Source organism: Pseudomonas sp. LAP_36 (assembly GCF_019456785.1).
GTDB lineage: Bacteria > Pseudomonadota > Gammaproteobacteria > Pseudomonadales > Pseudomonadaceae > Aquipseudomonas > Aquipseudomonas tritici.
The window spans coordinates 83,310-103,097 of sequence record NZ_JAHZMS010000010.1; the positions used below are offsets into that span (position 1 = coordinate 83,310).

Below are 19,788 nucleotides of genomic sequence, written 5' to 3' on the forward strand. Positions count from 1 at the left end.
AGGCATCGCCGAGGCGATCATTTCGATATTGCAGGACATGGACGCAGCACTCACGCCCATCATCGGGCAGCAAGGGGTTGTGGCGCTCTTGCGCCGCAGCCTGCTCCTCAGTGCCTCGAAGCACTCCCGGCTGGCTGGCACGTACGAACGTGTACAGGTCACGCCGGATCTGATCGGCCTCAAAACCGTATTGATCGAGCAAAGCGAAGCCGATGCGCTGTTTTTCGGTGAGGTGCTGCTGACCACTTTTTATACGTTGCTGACCTCGCTGGTCGGGCGGTCGCTGACGGCCCGGTTACTGCGCAACGTGTGGGAACCTTCTTTGAGCGACACCCCTTCGCAGGAAAATTCGCCATGAGCTCCAAAGTAACTATCAACCGCCTGGCTACCGGTGTGCCAGGTCTGGACGAGGTGCTGGGCGGAGGATTGCCGGAATTTTCGTTCAACCTGATCGCCGGCCCACCTGGCTGCGGCAAGACCACGCTGGCGCATCAAATGATGTTTGCCCTCGCGACCCCTGAACGCCCCGCGCTGTTTTTCACCGTGTTGGGCGAGCCGCCGCTGAAGATGCTGCGTTATCAGCAGCAGTTCGACTTTTTCGATAATGAAGCGATCAACCAGTCGATCCGCTATATCAACCTGGCCGATGACACCCTGGCCGGTAATCTGGATGAGGTGTTGCGGCGAATTGTCAGCGAAGTGGAGACACATTCGCCGTCACTGGTGTTTGTCGATTCCTTCCGCTCCGTGGTGCTGGCCAGCCAGACGCAGACCAACCCCAATAACAACCTGCCGCAGTTCGTTCAGCAACTGGGCATGTTGATGACTACCTGGCAGGCGACCACCTTTCTGATCGGCGAGTATTTCACCGAAACCGACACCAACCCGATTTTCACCGTGGCCGATGGGCTGATCTGGTTGCGCCAGAGCGTCGAGCGCAATTCGATGGTGCGCAAGATGGAAATCATGAAGATGCGCGGCCAGCCGACCTTGCCGGGGCTGCACACCTTCCGTATCGAGAGCTCCGGCATCAAGGTCTTCGCGCCCGCGGCCATCGACCCGGTCGAGACACCGATGCCGCGGCCTATCCAACGCCTCAAAATGGGCGTGCCACGCCTTGACGAGATGCTCGGAGGCGGCCTGCCACGGGGCTACTCACTGTTGGTCGCGGGGCCTTCGGGGTCGGGCAAAAGCATCCTGGCGGCGACGTTCCTGGCCGAGGGTGCGCGTAATGGCGAAACCGGCGTGATTGCGGTCTTTGAGCAACGGCCCAACCGCTCGCAAAACGCCACACTGGCCGACCTGATCACTTGTGGCAACGTCAGCCTGGTGGACAGCCGGGCGCCGGACCTGTCGATTGACGAAATCGTCCAGCAGTTGCTCAGTGAAATCAGGCGCTTGAACGCCACGCGGGTGGTCATCGATTCACTGTCGGGCTTTGAGCTGGCCTTGGCGCCGACCTTCCGGGCGGACTTTCGTGAGTCGTTGTCGCGCATGGTCACGGCGTTGACCCGCGTCGGCGTCAGCGTGTTGATGACCTCGGAACTGGAAGACCGCTACACCGACCTGCGCTTCAGCCCCTACGGCACGGCGTTCCTGACCGACGCGATCATCGTGCAGCGCTACATTGAAGTGCGTAGCCGCCTGTTGCGCATCATGGCGGTGGTCAAAGTGCGTGCCAGTGCCCACTGCGATGAGTTGCGCCAATACCGCATCACTGACGATGGCCTGCAGATCGGCGAGATGCTTCCCGATCAGGAAGGACTGCTCGGCGGTCGCCCGACTACCCGGAACACAGGGAGTGACAATGTTTGAGCTGACTCATGAGTGACCGTGCTGGAGAGGAGGAGCGTAAGGTAGCCAATGCTGCCCACGAACTCTTCCTGCTTGGCCGCAAAACCGTTGAAGCCCGCGCGGTATTGGCTGCGCTGCAGGATCAGCTGAGTGACGCGAATAATCGTCTGGAAGACGCCCAGCACGTCGAGCAACTGATCGAAGCCAATCAGCAACTGGTGCTGGCAATACTCCTGACGCAATCCGACGCAATCGCGGCGCCTCAGGTCGAGGAGCTGCTGCTGTTCCAGGAGCTGCGCGAGGCGAATGCGCAATTGGTGATCGCCGCACTCAGCGCCCAGGACCTTCAGGCCACGGCCGAGCTTGCACTGGGCCAGCAGAAAAGCATCCTGGCGATGGTCGCCCATGAACTGCGTAACCCGCTGACGCCTATCAGCCTGATTGCCGAGCGCATGGTCAGGCTGCCCAGCGACCAACTGCCGCGCATGCGTGAGTTGATCGAAGGCCAGGTCCAGCATATTTCCCAACTGGTCGACGACCTGCTGGATGTCTCACGCGCCAGCACCGGTAAGCTGCGCATCCAGTGTCGCGAGGTGGACATGCTGCGCATCTTGAATGCCGCGGTCGACGCGTGCAGCCCGGTGATGATCGCGCGAAATCAGCAGTTCGACGTGGCGCTTCCCGACGCTAGCCTGATCATGAGCGGTGACCCCGTGCGGCTCGCGCAGATCCTGCACAACCTGCTGGGCAATGCGGCCAAGTACACCCAGACCGGTGGCACCGTCTCGATGGTGGTCACTGTGGAGGCCGAGCAACTGAGGATCTGCATTTCCGATAATGGCATCGGCGTGACCGCCAATGCCCTGCCGTTCATTTTTGATCCTTATGTGCAAGACGCCCACGCCATCGGGTTCAACAGCGCCGGCCTGGGCATTGGCTTGACCGTCGTGCGCGAACTGGTCGAAGCCCACGGCGGCACGGTCTCGGGCAAGAGTGACGGGCATGGCAAGGGCAGCGAATTTGTGGTGATGCTGCCCCTGTCGGCGTAACGGGGCGAACGCGCGGCACCAAAGTGACTTATGAGGGTCCATAAACCCCGCACGATTGTCTGTGGTCGTGCGCCTGTAGGTTCCGAGCCTCGGAACCTGTCGTCCGTTTTACCCTCAGCATAAGATCTAAAGCATGTACCTACGCAACATTGCAGTCGGGCTGTCGGCCCTTGTTTTGCTCTCTACCGCTGTAGAAGCCCGCAACCTGGCAAACCCCTACACCCCCACCGAGCAACGCGCTTCATTTGAGGGTTGCGCTGACCTTTTCCCTGCCAATACGCCGATCAAAACCGCCACCATCCCTGCGTCGATGACACCTCTGGCGCTGTGTTCCGACACGTTTGCAGTGCTGTACTCGCAAACCAGCAAGACGCCGCTGGTGGTGGTCGAACGCCTGAATGCTGCGCAGTTGAAAGAGGCGAAAGGCGAGGAGCGTACCAACCAGTTCTACCCCGACCCACGCATCCCCAAGGCTGGGCGTGCTGAGTTGAGTGACTACCGCAGCCAGCACCCGGCTGTGGACCGCGGCCACCAGGCCCCGGCCGCCGACGCACCGGATGCCCACGCGATGGCCCAATCCTTCGCACTGTCGAACATGGTGCCGCAAGACCCCACCAACAACCGCAAGATCTGGAGCAAGGTCGAGGCCGACGTGCGCAAGTTTGCCAAGCGTGCTGGCGGCGATGTGTATGTATTCACCGGTCCGCTGTTCGACCCGGGCCACGGCACCATTGGCGACAACCACGTCTGGGTGCCGACGCGGCTGTTTAAATTAGTGTACGACGCCTCAAGCAAGCGAGCCTGGGCGTATGTGCTACCCAACGCTGAGACGCGCATCCAGAAGCCGATGGACTACGACACCTTTGTGAAGAGCACCGGCCTCAAGTTGCTGGGGAATCTTCCGGTGTCAGGGTCGGTGGGGAGGGGTTGACCGACGCATCTCCACTCTCCTGACCGGCACGGCGGGCGCAGCACCCAACCGCAGCAGAGATCAAATGTGGGAGCTGTCGAGCCCAGGCGAGGCTGCGAAGGCGGCGGCATTGCCAACATCTTCCTCGCCTGACCCACCGCTTTCGCAGCCTCTCTAAAGCTCGACAGCTCCCACAGGGGATTGGCGGTGTTGGTTGGATTTCGGTTTTGGCCGCGAGCGCAATTTCAGCAGCGATAAAGATCAAATGTGGGAGCTGTCGAGCCCCAGCGAGGCTGCGAAGGCGGCGGCACTGCCAACATCTCCATCGCCTGACACACCGCTTTCGCAGCCTCGCTAAAGCTTGACAGCTCCCACAGGGGATTGGCGGTGTAGGTTGGATTTCGGTTTTGGCCGCGAGCGCAATTTCAGCAGCGACAAAGATCAAATGTGGGAGCTGTCGAGCCCCAGCGAGGCTGAGAAGGCGGCGGCATTGCCAACATCTTCCTCGCCTGACCCACCGCTTTCGCAGCCTCGCTAAAGCTCGACAGCTCCCACAGGGGATTGGCGGTGTTGGTTGGATTTCGGTCTTGGCTGAGGTGTTGAGCGGTGGCTGAATCAGCTTTCCGGGGACACGCCTGGCTCTTGAACCGCTTCAGCCGCCAGCTTTTCCCGGTCTGCCTTGCTGACGTACGTATCCTTTTTCTTCGGCGCCAATTTGGCGCTGGCCTTTTTGGCCTTGGCCTTGAAGAGCTGCTTCAGTTTTTTCTGGCGGTTCATGTCTTTCTACCCGGGCTGTACAGGCTCGGGATGATACCAGCTTAAAAACCGACGCCATTCCCTGAGTCGCTTTTTAGCACCAATCTGTGCATTGAATCGCCCTCACTTTTGCCAATAATCGGGTCCTCCAGCGCACAACGGACGACACTGATGAGCATCCACAGCCGCACCCAACGCATGACCGTCCCGCAACTGGTCGCCATGAAGAGCCAGCAGAAAATCGTCTCCCTGACGGCTTACTCCAGCGCCATCGCCAAGCTGATCGATCCTTTGGTCGATTTCATCCTGGTCGGTGATTCCACGGCCATGGTCGGGTATGGCCGTCCCTCGACCTTGAGCATGCAACTTGAAGAAATCATCGGCCACACCCGGGCCGTGGTCGATAGCACGCGCCTGGCCTGTGTGATTGCCGACATGCCGTTTGGCAGTTATCAGGAATCCAATGAACAGGCCTTTCGCAATTGCGCCCAGGTGCTGGCGCGCACCGGCTGCGACGCCGTCAAGCTGGAAGCCAACCAGGCGTTAGCCGGCACCGTCGAGTTTCTGGTGGCGCGCGGTATTCCGGTGATGGCGCATGTGGGGCTGATGCCGCAGTTCGTCAACGTGATGGGCGGCTTCAAGGCTCAGGGGCTCACCGCCGAAACCGGTGCTCGGATTGCCGAGGATGCACGAGCCAATCTGCAGGCGGGTGCGTTCAGCCTGTTGCTCGAAGGGGTGGCAGAGGGCGTGGCCCGGCAGATTACCCTCGATTCGGCAATGCCCACGATCGGCATCGGTGCTTCACCGGCCTGCGACGGCCAGGTCCTGGTGACTGAAGATGTGCTGGGCCTGGGCGGCGAGCAGATGCCACGCTTCGTCAAACAATACGCGGACGTGGGCGCGGTGATCCGCGATGCCTGCGAGCGGTTTGCCGACGACGTGCGTCACGGTCGTTTCCCTGAGGCGCGGCACTGTTACGGGCTTTGACGGATTGCCCGGGCCAGTTGCTCCACGGCCTGGGCGATGTCCTTGCTCCAATCGAGGGTAAAGCTCAGGCGCACATGCTGCTTCCAGGCACCTTGCTGGCTGAACAGTTCGCCGGGGGCGATGACGATGCGTTCTGCCAGCAGGCGATCGAACACGCGGTGCATGTCGACCGGGTGCGTGGCTTCAAGCCAAAAGCACGCGCCGCCCTGCGGGATCTGCACCTCAAAGGCACCCTTGCCGTGTTCGTCCAGCAGGCCTTTCATCCGGGTCATACAGTCCTGCAACAAGGCCCGTAGTGTGTGCAGATGCGCGTCGATGCGCTTGGAGGTGAATAGCTTGGCAATCGCCTTCTGGCGGATCGGCGACAGACGAAATGCCCGCGCCAGGAACGCCTGCTGCAACTGCGCCCCAAACCCACGGCACAGCACATAGCCGTAGGGTGCCTCCGAGCCGATCACCTTGTCGAAAGTCGAGAACACCAGCAGTTTCTGCGGGTCGGCAACGTCGCGATAGCGGGCCGGCCGGGGTGTGAAATACAACTCGCCGTAGGTGTCGTTTTCGAACAACCAGATATCCCGCTCCGCCAGCCATTGGCAGATCTGCTGTTTATCCTCAGCCGGCATGCGGCTGCCGTGGGGGATGTTCACGGTGGACGACAGCACCGCCAGGCGAATGGGCGCGTGCTTGAGCAGGTGATTGAGCGCAGGCAGGTCGAAGCGCCCGTCGGCGTCGAGGTGCAGTTCGATCACGCGGATGTTCGCGGCTTTGAGCTGGCGCAAGATCGCCCACGAGCACGGTGACTCCACCAACGCCACTGTGCCCGCCAAGCCCAAGGCGTTCAGCGACAACTCCAGCACGCTGTGCAGGTCCGCGCCGACGTAGACCTGATCGGCCTGCCAGTAGTTGTCAGTGGCGCAGGTGTAGCGCTCGGCCAATGCAGCGCGCAGCTCCGGTTCGCCAAAGGGCAGGTACAACGGTGCCAGTGAGCGCGGGTATTGGCGGGCCATCTCCCGCTCAATCATCAACAGTGGGTTTTCCAGCGACATCAGCATGGCCGGCGCGTCGCTGCTCAGGGCCAGCATGCCCGGCTGGCGGGCGCTGGCAAAGACCTGATCGAGCAGGCAGGGTGCGCGCTCAGTCAATAAAGGCGCCTGCATCAAACAAGTGAAGTAACCGAACTTGGCCCTGGCGTATACCCGTCCTTCATCCTCAAGGAGCGCGTAGGCGTACTTGGTGGTCGACACCGATACGCCGAGGCGCTGCGCCAACTGGCGCAGCGACGGCAACTTGTGGTCGCCTTGCGAAGGGCTTGCCTCGATCAACTCGACGAGGTAGCGGTACACCGCTTGATAGGCGAACGGGGCGCCTTTAGGTGTATCCATAACCCTTTGCGCCGCATGACTTGCCATTGCAGGGGACACGGGCAGGGTGCTCTGTTAAAGGTTGACGACGGTGCGAGTGTCAGCGCTCTCAGGCCTATGCTCTACAAACGTTGCCTGTACCCGCTTGGATACCAGCATGTAAGGCACCCAGATAAACAAGCCAAACAATGCCCGGACCATTTCTTTTAGTGTGTTGTAATCGAACAGGGGCTGATTCACCAGGACAAACGAGCAGACCCAGGCATCGAGAGGAATGAAAATCACCGAGAAAATGACCGTGGCGATATACACCTTGGGGAACAAGTAATGCTTCCTGAGGAACAGGTAGACCAAATAAGCATAGGTAGCAGCCAGTAGTACGCTGATGACTGTTTCTGAAATCAGAATCGGCGCCCATAGCGGGTTATACAAGGACGATCCCTGCGTGCTCACAGCCGTAAAAGTGCCATTTGCGAAGATGGGGTAATACACGGCGAGAACGTTATAGCTTAGGCGGATAACCGATATAAACAGGCCTATTCCAACGAGCACGAGCCAGCCTCGTAATCCTTTCAAATCGTTGCTCTCTTGCATGTTGCACTCCGTGGGTGAGTAAGGGTTCGAATTCATTTGCTGAACGATTGCCGCAGAAACGTAGTAATCAGTCCTACCACCTGTTGTTGGATCTCTACTCTGGGTCGGGCCCCTTCACCATCGCGGCAAATCATGCCATCGCCTGGCGAGTCCTCTTCGATCAACGCCATGCCGCCCGGCTTGCAGGTCGACATAAAGCTGAAGTGAGTGGCGTCGGCGATCTCTACGTAGTGCGTCGATGCTTTAGGCAACCGCTTGGCCATGTCGGCGGACTCCAGGTTGGGGTCCATATCCTCCGTTGGCACGCCCCCCGCAATCACCAGTGCCGGCACCGGCAGTGCGGCCAGGCTGGCGTCGGTGAAGCCGCGCGACAGGCCCAGGTCCAATGTCACCACGGCGCCGACGCGTGGGTCGCGTAGTGCAGCGGCCAGTTGGGCCTTCGCAGCCGGTGTCTCGGCGGGTTTGATCTGCTGGTAGCCGATGCAGCCACCCAACTTCGGGTGTGCAGTGCAGTCCTGGGCGAAGAGGTCCGGGTCGAAGCGGGCACCGGCGATTTCCATGGCCGTCCATCCCCCAATGGAGTGACCCACCACGGCGATCCGGTTTTCCGCCACTGCGCCGAACTGCTTCGGCTGGGCGATCACCGCATCGATGGCCCGGCTCAGGTCTTTGGGGCGTTGCCATAACTTCGCGGCAGCCTGCGGGCTGCGGTCCTTGCTGGTGGTGCCGGGATGGTTGACCGCCGCCACGATGTAACCTCGATGGGCCAAGGCGCTGGCCAGCCACACCTGATTGCCCCAGTTACCGCCGTAACCATGGGAGAGCACCACCAGCGGGTGTTCGCCGCTTTGCGCAGGCGCGTCGGGCACCGCGAGGGCACCGAAGGACACTGCGTCGTCACGAATCAGCTCGGGTGCGGTGGTGGTGGCGGTGGGGTACCAGACGACCATTTGCAACGGGCGCTGCTTATCAAGGACGGTGATGTTTTTGAAGCCGATAGCTGTGGTATCGGCGAATACCGGCGCCGCCATGATAATCAGCAGCAGTGCGGTGAGGGTGCTTTTCACAGTTTTATCGTCCTTGATGTGAGGGCCGCATCATGCCTTGAAACAGAACGTTTTAATAGAGGGGAGGCGGGACTAGGAAGTTGCTGACGTATTCCTACTTTTAAGTATGACGGCGTTGTCCTTCGTTATTTTAGGACGTGGGTGGCTTTATTCGGTTAATTAATCGTGCAATGGTGGGGGCGTGAATCTTACAGTTGGATTGATTTGAGCCTTATGTGTTTACTCCTGACGCTATGGTGATGATTATGGAAGGCGCGATTGTGTTTGTTCGTAGTTCAGTCCCACGCAAATATCTGCTCGCATTGGTTGCTGCTTTGGTGATTTTCATTAACGAAGTAGTGCAGGCGCAGGAAAGGTCTATTCCTAAGTCTGAGGCGCCCGGCCCCGTGCTCGTGTTATCTAATTCCGATACCAGTCAAGGTGTAGGGTTCGCAAGTTTCAGTGTTGTGAACTCTGATTTTCCACCCGGGACCCTCGCTGATCCCAAGCAGTTAGTGGAAGTGCAATGGAATGCGACTTACTATCCTGAAAGCATCATGGAGGATGTGAAGTTGTGCTACTCGCGCCCCTTCAGTTCTCAAGAGGACTGCAGGAAAATTCTTCCAAACTCTTCTGGAATACTGTCGGACTTCAATGTTCAATCTTTCGGTAATGGCTCGCGTGTCAGAATCTATCATGATGTATACGGGGGGACGCCCCGCTACACTCGGCCTGCGGGTGCAGACTCAGTGGTATTTAAATACAGTTACTAACTAAATGGAAACTGCTTGGGATTAAGTGGCTTTCGTGTTTATTTTTAAATAGATAACCAACGTATATTTAATGCCGGGTAGCTTCGGTTTCCTCCTGGGCTGGGAGAACATCCATGATCACTGTTCAACCTCAGGCATCCGCATCCTACGGGCGCATGACAACAAGTAGTTCCGTCAGTGCCGCGCCGTTGTCTACGGTTCCACACGCTAACGATAAGACGGCTGTGGCTTCAGCTACGATCCGTGACGTTACTAGCAGCACGGTCTCAATCCTGGCTCGTCAACTGAGCGAAGCCGCAACCCGGGCTGAAACCCGAGCCGGCCAGATGAGCGCCAACCCACTCCATTCGATAATGGGTGACAATTACCTCGCCAATAAAGCCCAGCACGATACGGAAACGCCCAGCACCGAAAACCCGGAGCTCCTGGCACGGGCGCGGCAAGCCACTGGTTTCGTCAACGGTACGGACAGCAACCCGTTTAAAGAACTCGCGCGCAATCAGCTCAGCCTGATTGCCGGGGATGACGATGGCTCCTTCACCGTCAATGAACGACGTGCAGCGTGGGAAGCGCTGGTATCAACGGCGCCCAAGGTCGCCACCCAGTCGGCCCCAGCTTCCGTTAACGGCCGCGACCTCATGATTTCGCGCTTGTACAACGGCAATGACCCCCCCGTCGCCAAGCCACCTGCCACTATCTACAACGGCACTCAAAACCACGCCGACTTCCTCAACCGTGATGACCGTGCCTTGATCTCGGATATGTACGCCTATGCAAAAGCGGAAGGTGCGGACCTGTATTTCGTAGATCGAGTGGCCATAGAACTCGGCACCTACCGTCATTACAGTGACGGCCTTCAACTCGCGGGGAGCAACGTTCGCTATAACTGGGACGGGTTCCAGGTGACGTTCTACTACAAGCCAGAGGACGCCACAAACGCTTCAGGAATCCTGGAGGGTTCGGCGATCAACAGCACCCGTCTCGACCAAGGCTTTTTACGATATATCCTGAGTCCGAGCCAGGGAACGTTCTCCAATATTGGGGGCATACCCTTCCTGGAGCGGATGGTAAAAAAATTCTCCAGTGAAGGCGCTGATCAACCTCCACTGGGCAGCGAGTTCGCCACCTTCAAAAGAGCCAAGCGCGAAGACCATGTCGTTCAAACCACGGACAAAAACATAAGGCTCCCGTCTTTCAAAGCACTTACCGAAACCGTGAATGGTGTCTGGCACCTCACCGAGCACGGCAAGACCGCTGGCTATTTGATGGATAAGTCCACCGGTAGGCTGTACAAGCCCAGTGATCCTCTAAGCGATCAAGTGCAACAGCGCTCGCCCTTGAATATTCCTGCCGGCGAAGCGCCCAACAACACCCTGCTCGACGCTCTCGCAGACACCCGCGAGCAGCCAACAACACGATGGATCTGGCCCGGCCATCTGTTCAAACTGATGAAAAACTTCAAACCCTGAAGCGCGACTGTCTGCCAGGCACTGCAAGCGCATTTTGCTGATGCGCATTGCAGCCCAGCCGCCTCAGGCACCCGCGCCTCCCCGTTAAAGCCTACGCGTGCGTAAGCCCCGTCAACGTATCCGCAATGGTCTTCGTGCGTTGCGCTGTCCCCTCAGTCGCACGGCTTGACGCCTCCAGTGCATCGAGCATTTCGCGCAGCGCGCCCACCCCAGTGGACTGGTCCTCAATCTGCTGGGCAACACGCTGGATCTCGCTCGACAGCAGGTCGATATCCACACCAATCTCCGCCGCATTCTTACGCGTGATCTCTGCCAGTTTGCGCACTTCGTCCGCCACCACTGCAAAGCCCCGGCCCAGGTCGCCCGCGCGCGCCGCCTCGATGGCGGCGTTGAGCGCCAGCAGGTTGGTCTGCCCGGCGATTTGCTGGATCACCTGCACAATCGACTGGATACGCAAACTTGAACCCGCCAGGGTGCGTGCGCCTTCCACTGCGACATCTGCCTGGTTCGACAGCCCCTCCACCGTCGCTCCAGCCTGGGCAGACACGCTGTTCTGCCGATCAATGGTGCCCACCAAATCATCCATCGACGCATGCAACTCACCCGAGTAATGCTTGAGCTGCGAAGCAATGTCCTCCTGCTGCCGCTCGGCTTGCGCCAACACTTGGCCCAAGTCTGCCAGGCCTTCGAACACCGGCAGGATATTGCGGTCCAGCCCACGGGTATTCAGGGTGTCGGTAAAGTCTTTGTTCTTGAACGCGTTAATCTGCTTGACCACCACATGGTTCAATCCCGCCAGTTTCTTCACCTGCCGGCGCAGGAAAAACGCCTTGAACTCGCCGTAATGGGCGATGAAATTGTCGACGTACTCGTCATTGAAACTGGCGCCTTTGGCCACCCGAAAGAAGAAAATCGCCGTCAGCGTCTGGTTCAGGTTCAGCCCCAGGATTTCACCAAAGGTCGAAAACCCCGCCAGCGGCACATCCCCAAACGTGCCGGCCATGCTGCCCAGTTCGGCGCCGTTGTTCAGCCGGCGCAAAATGCAGTCATTTAGGATACCCGCCACCGGCTGGCCACCCTTGCCGCGCAAAAATTGCTCGTAGTCCAAACGCGTTGCCTCACGCAACGGCGTACGCCGCACCATCACCAACTCTTCACCGGGCGCCACGTCGCAAAACAGCTGCACGATCTGCTGCTCATAGTCGATGCGCGCGATGGAGCGCACGAACAATTCACTGCCCACGCGGATGGCAAACGAGTAGTCCGCCAGTTTCGATTCCAGCGCCTGGGGCGTGCAGTTGAACGCATCGCACAGCGCTTGCACCATGCTCTTGATGTTGCCGCTGCTGTCGATCACCTGGTCAATCGTGCGGTCCTCTACCGACGCGGTCAGCACGCTGAAGGTCAAATCCGCCGGCTTGAAATTCTGGCTCTTGAACACGCCAAACCGCACCTGGGCTGCCGTCTTCAGGAACACAATCTGCGCATGGTTCTGATAACTGCGCTGGCCGTCGTGGATCAGCGTCTTCTGGAAGTCCGACTTGCCCCCGGCCGACCCGCCCACGAATAAACACGGAAAACGCCCGGACTCATACAGTGCCTCCATGAAAAACGACTCCGACGCCGACAGCCCGTCGAACACCACGTAAGCCAAGGTATCGCGATGATCGATCTGCGTACGCACCTGCACCCGCTTGATATTGCTCACCAACTTGGCAATCCGCTCCTGCATCCCCAGGCGCTTGCCGCCACTGCGAATGTCCTCACACTCCAACGGCACCATCACCACCTCGGCGCAAGCGATCACGCTGTCGTCGAACAGCTGCAACACAATCCGGTCCCAGCGTTCGCCAGTGGCGCAGTAGAGCGAATTGGCTGCGTTGCACAACTCGCCGGACGTGGTGCACAGGCTGATGGTGCTTTGGGGAAAGCGCCGTTTGAGCTTGGCGGCGATTGGGTCGATGTCCAGGTGCGGGGAGATGAAGCCGGTGATGAGCGTAGGGCTGATGCGCAGGAGGGCTAAGGACGGCTCCAGTTCGTTGGCGGTGCAGGTGAGCGTAGTGGTGCCTTGACGGTCGGGCCGGGCTTTTTTGAGAAGGGCGAGTGGGTTCATGGTGGGGGCTCGATCGGGAGGGGGCGCAGGGTGTAGGCATGCGGTTAGTAAGGTTATCGGCGGGAGGGGGGAGGACAGGAGGGGAGGTTGGGGGGATGCGACGGATGGCCGCACTTGGCAGTGAGAACTATGTGAAGCCGCGGGTCCTGCAATTAGTGCGTGACCTTAGAGAGTAGTGGTTTAAATCCGGGACAATCTGCCGCTCAACCTTGGTATTGGTCAATACAACCCCATAACTACCCTGTATCCATTGAACACAAGGGGCAGACCATGACCAACCAAACCGAAACCGCCATCCTCGCCGGCGGCTGCTTCTGGGGCATGCAAGACCTGCTCCGACGCTATCCCGGCGTGCTGCACACCCGTGTCGGCTATACCGGCGGTGATGTGCCGAATGCTACTTATCGCAACCACGGTAACCACGCCGAAGCGATTGAGATCGTCTTTGACCCGGCTGTAATCACTTACCGGCAGATTCTTGAGTTCTTTTTCCAGATACATGACCCGAGCACGCCTAATCGGCAGGGGAATGACCTTGGGCCCAGCTATCGTTCGGCGATTTATTACCTGAGCGAACAGCAAAGGGACATTGCCGAAGATACGGCAGCAGACGTTGATGCTTCTAAGTTATGGCCGGGGCGTGTGGTGACTGAAATTGAGCCGGCGGGGCCATTTTGGGAGGCGGAGCCTGAGCATCAGGATTATCTGGAGCGGATACCGAATGGGTATACCTGCCACTTCGTGCGGCCGAATTGGAAGCTGCCGAAGCGGGGTTGAGAGGGGGCGGCAGAGGAAGATGATTAGGCCTTAAATCGCGTGGTCGTGATTCATCTCCCAGTGAAATTATTGACTGTTCCTTGCGTCTCACGCCAGCAGTGCTGGCGCGATGCTTTCACCTGTAGATAAACGACGAATCACTTGCGGTAATGGCGTCGAAACTCGGTTTTGCCGTCATACAGGCGCTTGCAGGCTTTTCTGGAAAGAATGGCGCAGGGAGTCAGCACGGCTGCAAATACGCACCACAACAGCGTGGCGTTGGTAAACAGGTGGTCGTGGGCCAGCTTGGTGACATACCAGCTTGCCCCGACTGAGAGCACGATAAAAAAGATCACGCTTGCGAGAGGGGTGCCGTAGGAGATTTCTGCATGGCAGCCGCGACATACGCGGGCGCCCCATGGGACGTTGTTCATGCAGTGCGGGCAGGTGATGGTGCTGTTCGTTGACACAGGTTCATTCCTTTGAGGTTGTTCAAGGGGGCGCATTCTACGGTAAACCCTCCTGTACTACAGCCTCTCGGATTTGCGTTTGTGCCTGGAGGACTGCTGCGCAGTCCCAGCGGGAGCAAGCTCCCTCGCCACAGGCTTGGTGACCGTTGCTATCCCTTTGCTACGCCTACACGCCATTGCGCAGGTGGCAGGATTCCATTGACCAGGTAATTGCCCACAATCCGCGACTTGTACACGCGCGGGTTGTGGTTTGCCAGGGTTCGCGCGTTGCGCCACAGGCGGTCCAGCGCCTTGTTGCTGGCGGTGGCACTGGCGCCCAGGGCATCGAACAGTGCGGTGGTTGCTGCCAGCGTCGCATCCACCACCGGGTTCACGGCCAGGCACACTTCCAGCTCCGCCAATGCGACGTGCGGGTCGTCATCGTGCAACGGCTGATCGTGGGCGATCACGTACTGCGCCGTGTGCTCCAGGCGCTGCGCGGCCTGCTGGGCGATGGCTCGCGCGGCGTAGGCCTGGCTGGCGACTTCGCCGATCACTTGCAGCAGTTGCACATCCTGGCCTGCCGTGTCGGCATTGCCGGTGGTGAAGGTTCGGGCGCGTCTGCTCAGCTCTTCGGCGCCACTGAGGGCCGCGCGGCGGGCGATGCCGGCGAGGGTGCTGAGGTGGTAGAGCTGGAAGAACGATTGCCCATGGCCAAAACGCTGTTGAGTGGGGCGCACATCGTCGTCCACCACGGGCGCGTTATCGAAGAGGCAGGTGCCGCTGGCGGTGAGGCGTTGGCCGAAGCCGTTCCAGTCGTCGACGATCTGCACGCCGGGGGCTTTCAGGTCGACGACCACGCTGTAGATCGTGCCGTCTTCGCCGGTGGCGATGGTGTTGATCAAGTCGCTGTAGAGCGCGCCGGTGGTGTAGAACTTTTTGCCGCTGATGCGCAACGCGCCTGCTTCGTCACGGTGTAGGCGGGTTTCGAAATCACCGCGCGTCTGGTTGCCGACTTCGGTGCTGCCCGGGGACAGCAGGGCGCCCTGGCCGAGGCGGTCCAGCCATTTGGCGCGCCAGTCGTGGTCCTTGGCGCTGAGCACGTCTTCGCAAAAACCGAAGTGCCCGCGCAGGGCTTGTGTGATGTTGGAGTCGGCGGCGGATAATTCCGTGAGCAGCGCCAGCAGCTCGACCAGCGTTGCATCCTGGCCGCCATAGCTGGCTGGCAGGCGCCAGCGCGGCAAGCCCAATGCGTTCAGTTGCTGGATCACTGTGGCGAGGCTGCCGCGGGTCTGATCAGCCACGGCTGCCTGGGCGAGAATCTGCGCGAAGAGCGGCCGAAACGGCGCGGCCAGTTGTTCGTAGCGGGCAGTGGGCGGTGTGCCCCAGATATTCAAAGCGGGAATTGGCATGCAATGGACCTTGCTGAAAGTGGTTCAGGTGCTGGGGTCCAGTGGTCTGGTGACGTCACCCTAACCCAAGGGTGGCGAAGTTTTTAATACGAAAATTAGCTAGCGAGCTGTGAGACGGTTCTATCGATAGTGCCCAACAGTATTAAGCGTCGGGCTTTTATTGCGATAGTTTCTACGGCAAACGACCAGACTGCATGCCCACAGATGGTTCAACAGCCATCTATTCCTGTGGGATTTCTTATGATCAGCCGTCGCACACTGCTGTCCTTGCTGGGCTTGGCCTCTCTTGCATGTTATGGCCCATCGGCAGGGGCAGCCGGACCGCTGACCCTCACCGTGGGCGACCAGTTCTTCTCCAACCGCATCGTGCTGGAGTTGTCGGGCGAGCTGAAAGACTTGCCCTACACCATCGATTTCAAGCGCTTCAATACCGGCTCCCCGGTGGCCTCCGCCGTGGCGAGTGGCGCGCTGGATGTAGGCATCGTCGGCGATACCCCGGTGATCAGCCTGGCCGCCAATGGCGCGCCGGTCAAAGTGGTCGCCAGCACCCAGACCAGCCTCGACGGCGTGGGCATCGTGGCGCGCAAGGGGATTAAGTCGGTGGCCGACCTTAAAGGCAAGACCGTCGCTATCTGGAATGGTTCGTGGAGCCAACAACTGGCGTACAAGGCGCTGGATGAGGCGGGTGTGCCGCGCAGCAGCGTCAACTTCAAGTACCTGTTGCCGGCAGAGGCGAGCCTGGCGCTGACCCAGGGTGACATCGACGCCTTCGGTACCTGGGAACCCTACGTGTCGTTGCAGGAAAAAGAGGGCAGCACCTTGATCCGCAATGCCAAGGGCCTGATGAGCGCGCCGACCTACATCGTGGCGTACGAGCCGGCCCTGGCGCAAAAAAGCGCGATCATCAAAGACTTCATTGCGCGCCTCACCCGCGCTCGGGCGTGGAGCAGCACGCACGTTGATGAGTACGCCGAGGCGTGGTCCAAGGCCAACCAGTCGGCGCCGGACATCGCCAAAGTGTGGTTCAAGCGCGATGCGATCCAGGTGCTGCCGATCTCGCCGACGATCGTCAGCGAGGCCCAGGCCACGGCGGATTTTTTGGTGGATGCGCAGATGTTGAAGCAGCGGTATGACGTGGCGCCGTTGTTTGATCGGGTGCTTTAAAACGCGGAGTGCCGAGTCTGGAGTAGGTGTCCCCAGCCTTCCTGAAACAAAGAATCCGTAGAGGCGGCGGGGGTTAATCGCGAGAGTCTTTACAAAACGCTGAAGGGCGGATCAAAAACGCGCTATGAGACGATTCAGAAGCTGATGATGGCGTTAGGGGTTGAGCTGACTGTGCAGCCGATTGCGATCCAAAAAACACCGGCAGTCGTCCGCAAACCTTAGTACGAAAACGCGCACTTAAGCACGAAGCAGTTCGAGTGTGGGAGCTGGCTTGCCTGCGATCGCGGTGGATCAGCTAAAGGTGTACCGGCTGACAGTCCGCCATCGCAGGCAAGCCAGCTCCTACAGTTGTTTGCGTGTTTTTGCCTTACCGCACCAGGCACGGCTGCTTGTTGTTGAAGCGCCATCCCGGAATCAGGAATTGCATCGCCACGCTGTCATCCCGGGCCCCGAGGCCCATGCCTTTGTACACGTCATGGGCCTTGGCCACGGCGTCCATATCGATCTCCACACCCAGGCCTGGCTTGCTCGGCACTTTCACGTAGCCGCCTTCGATTTTCAGTGGCGCCTTGGTCAGGCGTTGACCGTCCTGCCAGATCCAGTGGGTGTCGATGGCGGTAATGTCGCCCGGCGCGGCGGCGGCGACTTGGGTGAACATCGCCAGGGAAATATCGAAGTGGTTGTTGGAGTGCGAGCCCCAAGTCAGGCCCCATTCATGGCACATTTGCGCGACGCGTACTGAGCCCTGCATTGTCCAGAAGTGTGGATCGGCAAGAGGAATATCGACGGATTGCAGCTGGATGGCGTGGCCCATTTCGCGCCAGTCGGTGGCGATCATATTCGTGGCGGTTTTCAGCCCGGTGGCCCGACGGAATTCGGCCATGACTTCGCGGCCCGAGTAGCCGTTTTCGGCACCGCAGGGGTCTTCGGCATAGGCGAGCACGTGGTGCTGGTCGCGGCACAGGCGGATGGCTTCTTTCAATGACCAGGCGCCATTTGGGTCGAGGGTGATGCGGGCATCCGGGAAGCGTTCGGCCAGGGCGGTGACGGCTTCGATTTCGGCATCGCCACTGAGCACGCCGCCTTTGAGCTTGAAGTCGTTGAAGCCGTATTTGGCTTTGGCGGCTTCAGCGAGGCGCACTACGGCGTCGGCCGTCAGGGCTTTTTCGTGGCGCAGGCGGAACCATTCATCGTCGCTGTCGGCCTCGTTGCGGTAAGCGAGGTTGGTAGCGCTGCGGTCGCCGACGTAGAACAGGTAACCGAGCATTTTCACGGCATCGCGCTGCTGCCCTTCGCCGAGCAAGGCGGCCACCGGGACGTCGAGGAATTGACCCAGCAGGTCGAGCAGCGCGGCTTCCATGGCGGTGACGGCGTGGATCGTAATGCGCAGGTCAAACGTCTGCTGGCCGCGCCCGGCAGCGTCGCGGGAAGCAAAGGTGCTGCGCATCTGGTTGAGCACGCGCTGGTACTGGCCAATGGGTTGGCCGATCACCAGGCTGCGGGCGTCTTCCAGGGTTTCGCGGATGCGCTCGCCACCGGGTACTTCGCCCACGCCGGTGTTGCCGGAGCTGTCTTTGAGAATGACGATATTGCGCGTGAAGTAAGGCCCATGGGCGCCGCTGAGGTTGAGCAGCATGCTGTCGTGGCCGGCGACGGGGATGACCTGGAAGTGAGTAATAACGGGAGTGTTCATGGCAAGTTCCTAAATGGGCTCAAAGAGGTTTGCTGAGGGCGGCGCCCGTAGGCACAGTTGGCGCCAGCGCGGCTGAGGGCGACGTCTTGGCAAAAAACACCAGGATCGCAGCGAGCACTGAGGTGCCGGCCAGGCCATAGAGGCCGCCCTGGATCGAACCGGTGGTCTGTTCCAGAAAGCCAAAGGTGGTCGGTGCAACGAAACCGCCCAGGTTGCCGATCGAGTTGATCAGCGCGATCACCGCGGCGGCGATGCGCGCATCCAGGTAACCCTGGGGAATGGGCCAGAACAGCGACGACGCCGACTTGAAGCCGATGGCCGCAAAGCAGATCGCCACAAAGGCAAAGATCGGCCCGCCGGTGGTGGACATGAACATGCCTGCGGCGGCAATCAACAGCGCCGCCGCCACCCAGGCCTGCTGGAACTTGAACTTGCCCGACAGCGAGGCGAAGGTGTACATGGCGATGATCGAGATCAGCCACGGGATCGAGTTGAAGAAGCCGACCTGTATATCACTCAAGTCGCCCATCTTTTTGATGATGCTCGGCAGCCAGAATGTCGCCGCGTAGATCGTCAGTTGGATGCAGAAATACAGCGCGCAAAACAGCAGGATCTGGCGGTCTTTCAGCAACTTGCCGATGGTCGGTTTGACGGTGGTGAGGGCTTCACGTTCGCGCTGTTCCTGGTCGATGGCATTGACCAATGCGTCCTGTTCTTCGCGGGTCATCCATTTGGCGTCGTGGGGTTTGGAGTCCAGCCAGAACCACACAAAGAACCCCAGCGCCACCGAGGCCAGGCCTTCAATGGCAAACATCCACTGCCAGCCGTGGAAGCCAAACCCTTCGATCTGCAACAGTGCGCCTGAGAGGGGGCCGGAAATCAGTGAGGCGACCGCCGAGCCGCTGAGGAAAATCGCGATGGCTTTACCACGCTCCACGCCGGGCAGCCAGCGGGTGAAGTAGTAGATCACCCCAGGGAAGAAGCCGGCTTCGGCCACGCCCAGCAGGAAACGCAGGATGTAGAAGTGGGTTTCGTTCTGGATGAACGCCATCATCGTCGCGACGATGCCCCAGGTGAACATGATGCGGGTCAGCCAGATTCGCGCCCCGACCTTCTGCAGCAGCATATTGGAGGGCACTTCGAACAGGGCGTAGCCGATGAAGAACAGCCCGGCGCCGAATCCATAGGCTGCGGCGCCAATGCCCAGGTCATGCTCCATGTGCGTGCGCACAAAGCCGATATTGACCCGGTCGATGTAGTTGAGGATGAACATGATCACGAACAGTGGGAGCACATGGCCCTTCACTTTGCTCACGGCGCGCGCGAGGACCGAATCACTTTCTGGTGCGGCAGATGCATGGCTTGAATTGTTCACAATTCAAAACTCCCCCTGATTATTTTTATGCGGGTTTGCGTGTTTTGTTGATAGACATCATACAAGTAGGTTTCTTGAAATCGCAAT

Annotated in this window: 18 protein-coding genes and 1 pseudogene; 10 read left to right on the plus strand and 9 right to left on the minus strand. The window is 59.6% G+C overall.

All coding sequences use genetic code 11. From position 1 onward, the window contains the following. Nucleotides 1–37 precede the first annotated feature (37 nt). From JBO08_RS24840 to JBO08_RS24855, 4 genes are all read left to right on the plus strand, one after another. Nucleotides 38–358 (plus strand): hypothetical protein, encoded by a 321-nt coding sequence (locus JBO08_RS24840; RefSeq protein WP_220075134.1) that lies wholly within the window; start codon nucleotides 38–40, stop codon nucleotides 356–358. Next, on the plus strand, nucleotides 355–1,815 hold the full coding sequence (locus tag JBO08_RS24845) for an ATPase domain-containing protein (RefSeq protein ID WP_065874232.1): 1,461 nt from the start codon (nucleotides 355–357) through the stop codon (nucleotides 1,813–1,815). The genes JBO08_RS24840 and JBO08_RS24845 overlap by 4 nt, the downstream gene beginning before the upstream one ends. Nucleotides 1,816–1,823: 8 nt before the next feature. Next, nucleotides 1,824–2,843 carry a sensor histidine kinase KdpD gene (locus tag JBO08_RS24850; RefSeq protein ID WP_065874231.1) on the plus strand — a complete coding sequence of 340 codons (1,020 nt, stop codon included), beginning with the start codon at nucleotides 1,824–1,826 and terminating at the stop codon, nucleotides 2,841–2,843. A 133-nt stretch (nucleotides 2,844–2,976) separates the two neighbouring features. Next, nucleotides 2,977–3,774 (plus strand): DNA/RNA non-specific endonuclease, encoded by a 798-nt coding sequence (locus JBO08_RS24855; RefSeq protein ID WP_220075135.1) that lies wholly within the window; start codon nucleotides 2,977–2,979, stop codon nucleotides 3,772–3,774. Between the two features lie 594 nt (nucleotides 3,775–4,368). Here JBO08_RS24855 and JBO08_RS24860 read toward each other — a convergent pair. Then, the gene (locus tag JBO08_RS24860) at nucleotides 4,369–4,530 is read right to left on the minus strand and encodes a DUF2986 domain-containing protein (protein WP_065874229.1); all 162 of its coding nucleotides are present in this window, start codon (nucleotides 4,528–4,530) and stop codon (nucleotides 4,369–4,371) included. Nucleotides 4,531–4,680: 150 nt separating this feature from the next. On the opposite strand from JBO08_RS24860, the gene panB reads away from it, so the two are divergent. After that, nucleotides 4,681–5,496, plus strand: a complete 816-nt coding sequence (gene panB, locus JBO08_RS24865) for a 3-methyl-2-oxobutanoate hydroxymethyltransferase (protein WP_065874228.1) — start codon at nucleotides 4,681–4,683, stop codon at nucleotides 5,494–5,496. On the opposite strand, the gene JBO08_RS24870 is transcribed toward panB, so the two are convergent. Genes JBO08_RS24870 through JBO08_RS24880 form a run of 3 tightly spaced genes read right to left on the minus strand, consistent with a single transcriptional unit; the run spans nucleotide 5,484 to nucleotide 8,518 of the window. Next, complete coding sequence (locus JBO08_RS24870; RefSeq protein WP_065874227.1) at nucleotides 5,484–6,878, minus strand: PLP-dependent aminotransferase family protein; 1,395 nt, start codon at nucleotides 6,876–6,878, stop codon at nucleotides 5,484–5,486. The two genes, panB and JBO08_RS24870, sit on opposite strands and share 13 nt — an antisense overlap. Before the next feature lie 54 nt (nucleotides 6,879–6,932). Beyond that, nucleotides 6,933–7,451, minus strand: a complete 519-nt coding sequence (locus JBO08_RS24875) for a DUF2569 domain-containing protein (RefSeq protein ID WP_065880842.1) — start codon at nucleotides 7,449–7,451, stop codon at nucleotides 6,933–6,935. 32 nt (nucleotides 7,452–7,483) lie between these two features. Further along, a complete protein-coding gene (locus tag JBO08_RS24880) occupies nucleotides 7,484–8,518 on the minus strand; it encodes an alpha/beta fold hydrolase (RefSeq protein WP_065880843.1) in 1,035 nt (344 codons plus the stop codon). A gap of 245 nt (nucleotides 8,519–8,763) precedes the next feature. Between JBO08_RS24880 and JBO08_RS24885 the strand changes: the two genes are divergently transcribed. Together JBO08_RS24885 and JBO08_RS24890 are read left to right on the plus strand one after the other, a co-directional pair. After that, nucleotides 8,764–9,270, plus strand: a complete 507-nt coding sequence (locus JBO08_RS24885; protein WP_220075136.1) for a hypothetical protein — start codon at nucleotides 8,764–8,766, stop codon at nucleotides 9,268–9,270. Between the two features lie 113 nt (nucleotides 9,271–9,383). Further along, nucleotides 9,384–10,739, plus strand: coding sequence for a hypothetical protein (locus JBO08_RS24890; RefSeq protein WP_220075137.1), 1,356 nt, complete (start codon nucleotides 9,384–9,386; stop codon nucleotides 10,737–10,739). 91 nt (nucleotides 10,740–10,830) lie between these two features. Here JBO08_RS24890 and JBO08_RS28325 read toward each other — a convergent pair whose 3' ends face one another. After that, a complete protein-coding gene (locus tag JBO08_RS28325) occupies nucleotides 10,831–12,852 on the minus strand; it encodes a methyl-accepting chemotaxis protein (RefSeq protein WP_220075138.1) in 2,022 nt (673 codons plus the stop codon). Between the two features lie 270 nt (nucleotides 12,853–13,122). Here JBO08_RS28325 and msrA point away from each other — a divergent pair, with 270 nt between their 5' ends. Continuing rightward, complete coding sequence (gene msrA / locus JBO08_RS24900) at nucleotides 13,123–13,629, plus strand: peptide-methionine (S)-S-oxide reductase MsrA (protein ID WP_065874221.1); 507 nt, start codon at nucleotides 13,123–13,125, stop codon at nucleotides 13,627–13,629. A 137-nt stretch (nucleotides 13,630–13,766) separates the two neighbouring features. Here msrA and JBO08_RS24905 read toward each other — a convergent pair whose 3' ends face one another. Further along, nucleotides 13,767–14,078: a hypothetical protein gene (locus tag JBO08_RS24905; RefSeq protein WP_065874220.1), complete on the minus strand. Its 312-nt coding sequence runs from the start codon at nucleotides 14,076–14,078 to the stop codon at nucleotides 13,767–13,769. 149 nt (nucleotides 14,079–14,227) lie between these two features. After that, complete coding sequence (locus tag JBO08_RS24910) at nucleotides 14,228–15,469, minus strand: acyl-CoA dehydrogenase family protein (RefSeq protein ID WP_220075139.1); 1,242 nt, start codon at nucleotides 15,467–15,469, stop codon at nucleotides 14,228–14,230. Between the two features lie 240 nt (nucleotides 15,470–15,709). On the opposite strand from JBO08_RS24910, the gene JBO08_RS24915 reads away from it, so the two are divergent. Both JBO08_RS24915 and JBO08_RS28580 read left to right on the plus strand, forming a co-directional pair. Next, entirely contained in the window at nucleotides 15,710–16,633 is a 924-nt protein-coding gene (locus JBO08_RS24915) for an ABC transporter substrate-binding protein (RefSeq protein WP_220075140.1), read from the plus strand. A gap of 60 nt (nucleotides 16,634–16,693) precedes the next feature. Further along, a pseudogene (locus JBO08_RS28580) lies at nucleotides 16,694–16,855 on the plus strand (DNA-binding protein); the annotation flags it as partial. Nucleotides 16,856–17,000: 145 nt separating this feature from the next. On the opposite strand, the gene gudD reads toward JBO08_RS28580, so the two are convergent. Next, a complete protein-coding gene (gene gudD / locus JBO08_RS24920) occupies nucleotides 17,001–18,326 on the minus strand; it encodes a glucarate dehydratase (protein WP_065874217.1) in 1,326 nt (441 codons plus the stop codon). A gap of 19 nt (nucleotides 18,327–18,345) precedes the next feature. Beyond that, a complete protein-coding gene (locus JBO08_RS24925) occupies nucleotides 18,346–19,701 on the minus strand; it encodes an MFS transporter (protein ID WP_220075141.1) in 1,356 nt (451 codons plus the stop codon). Nucleotides 19,702–19,788: the final 87 nt, after the last annotated feature.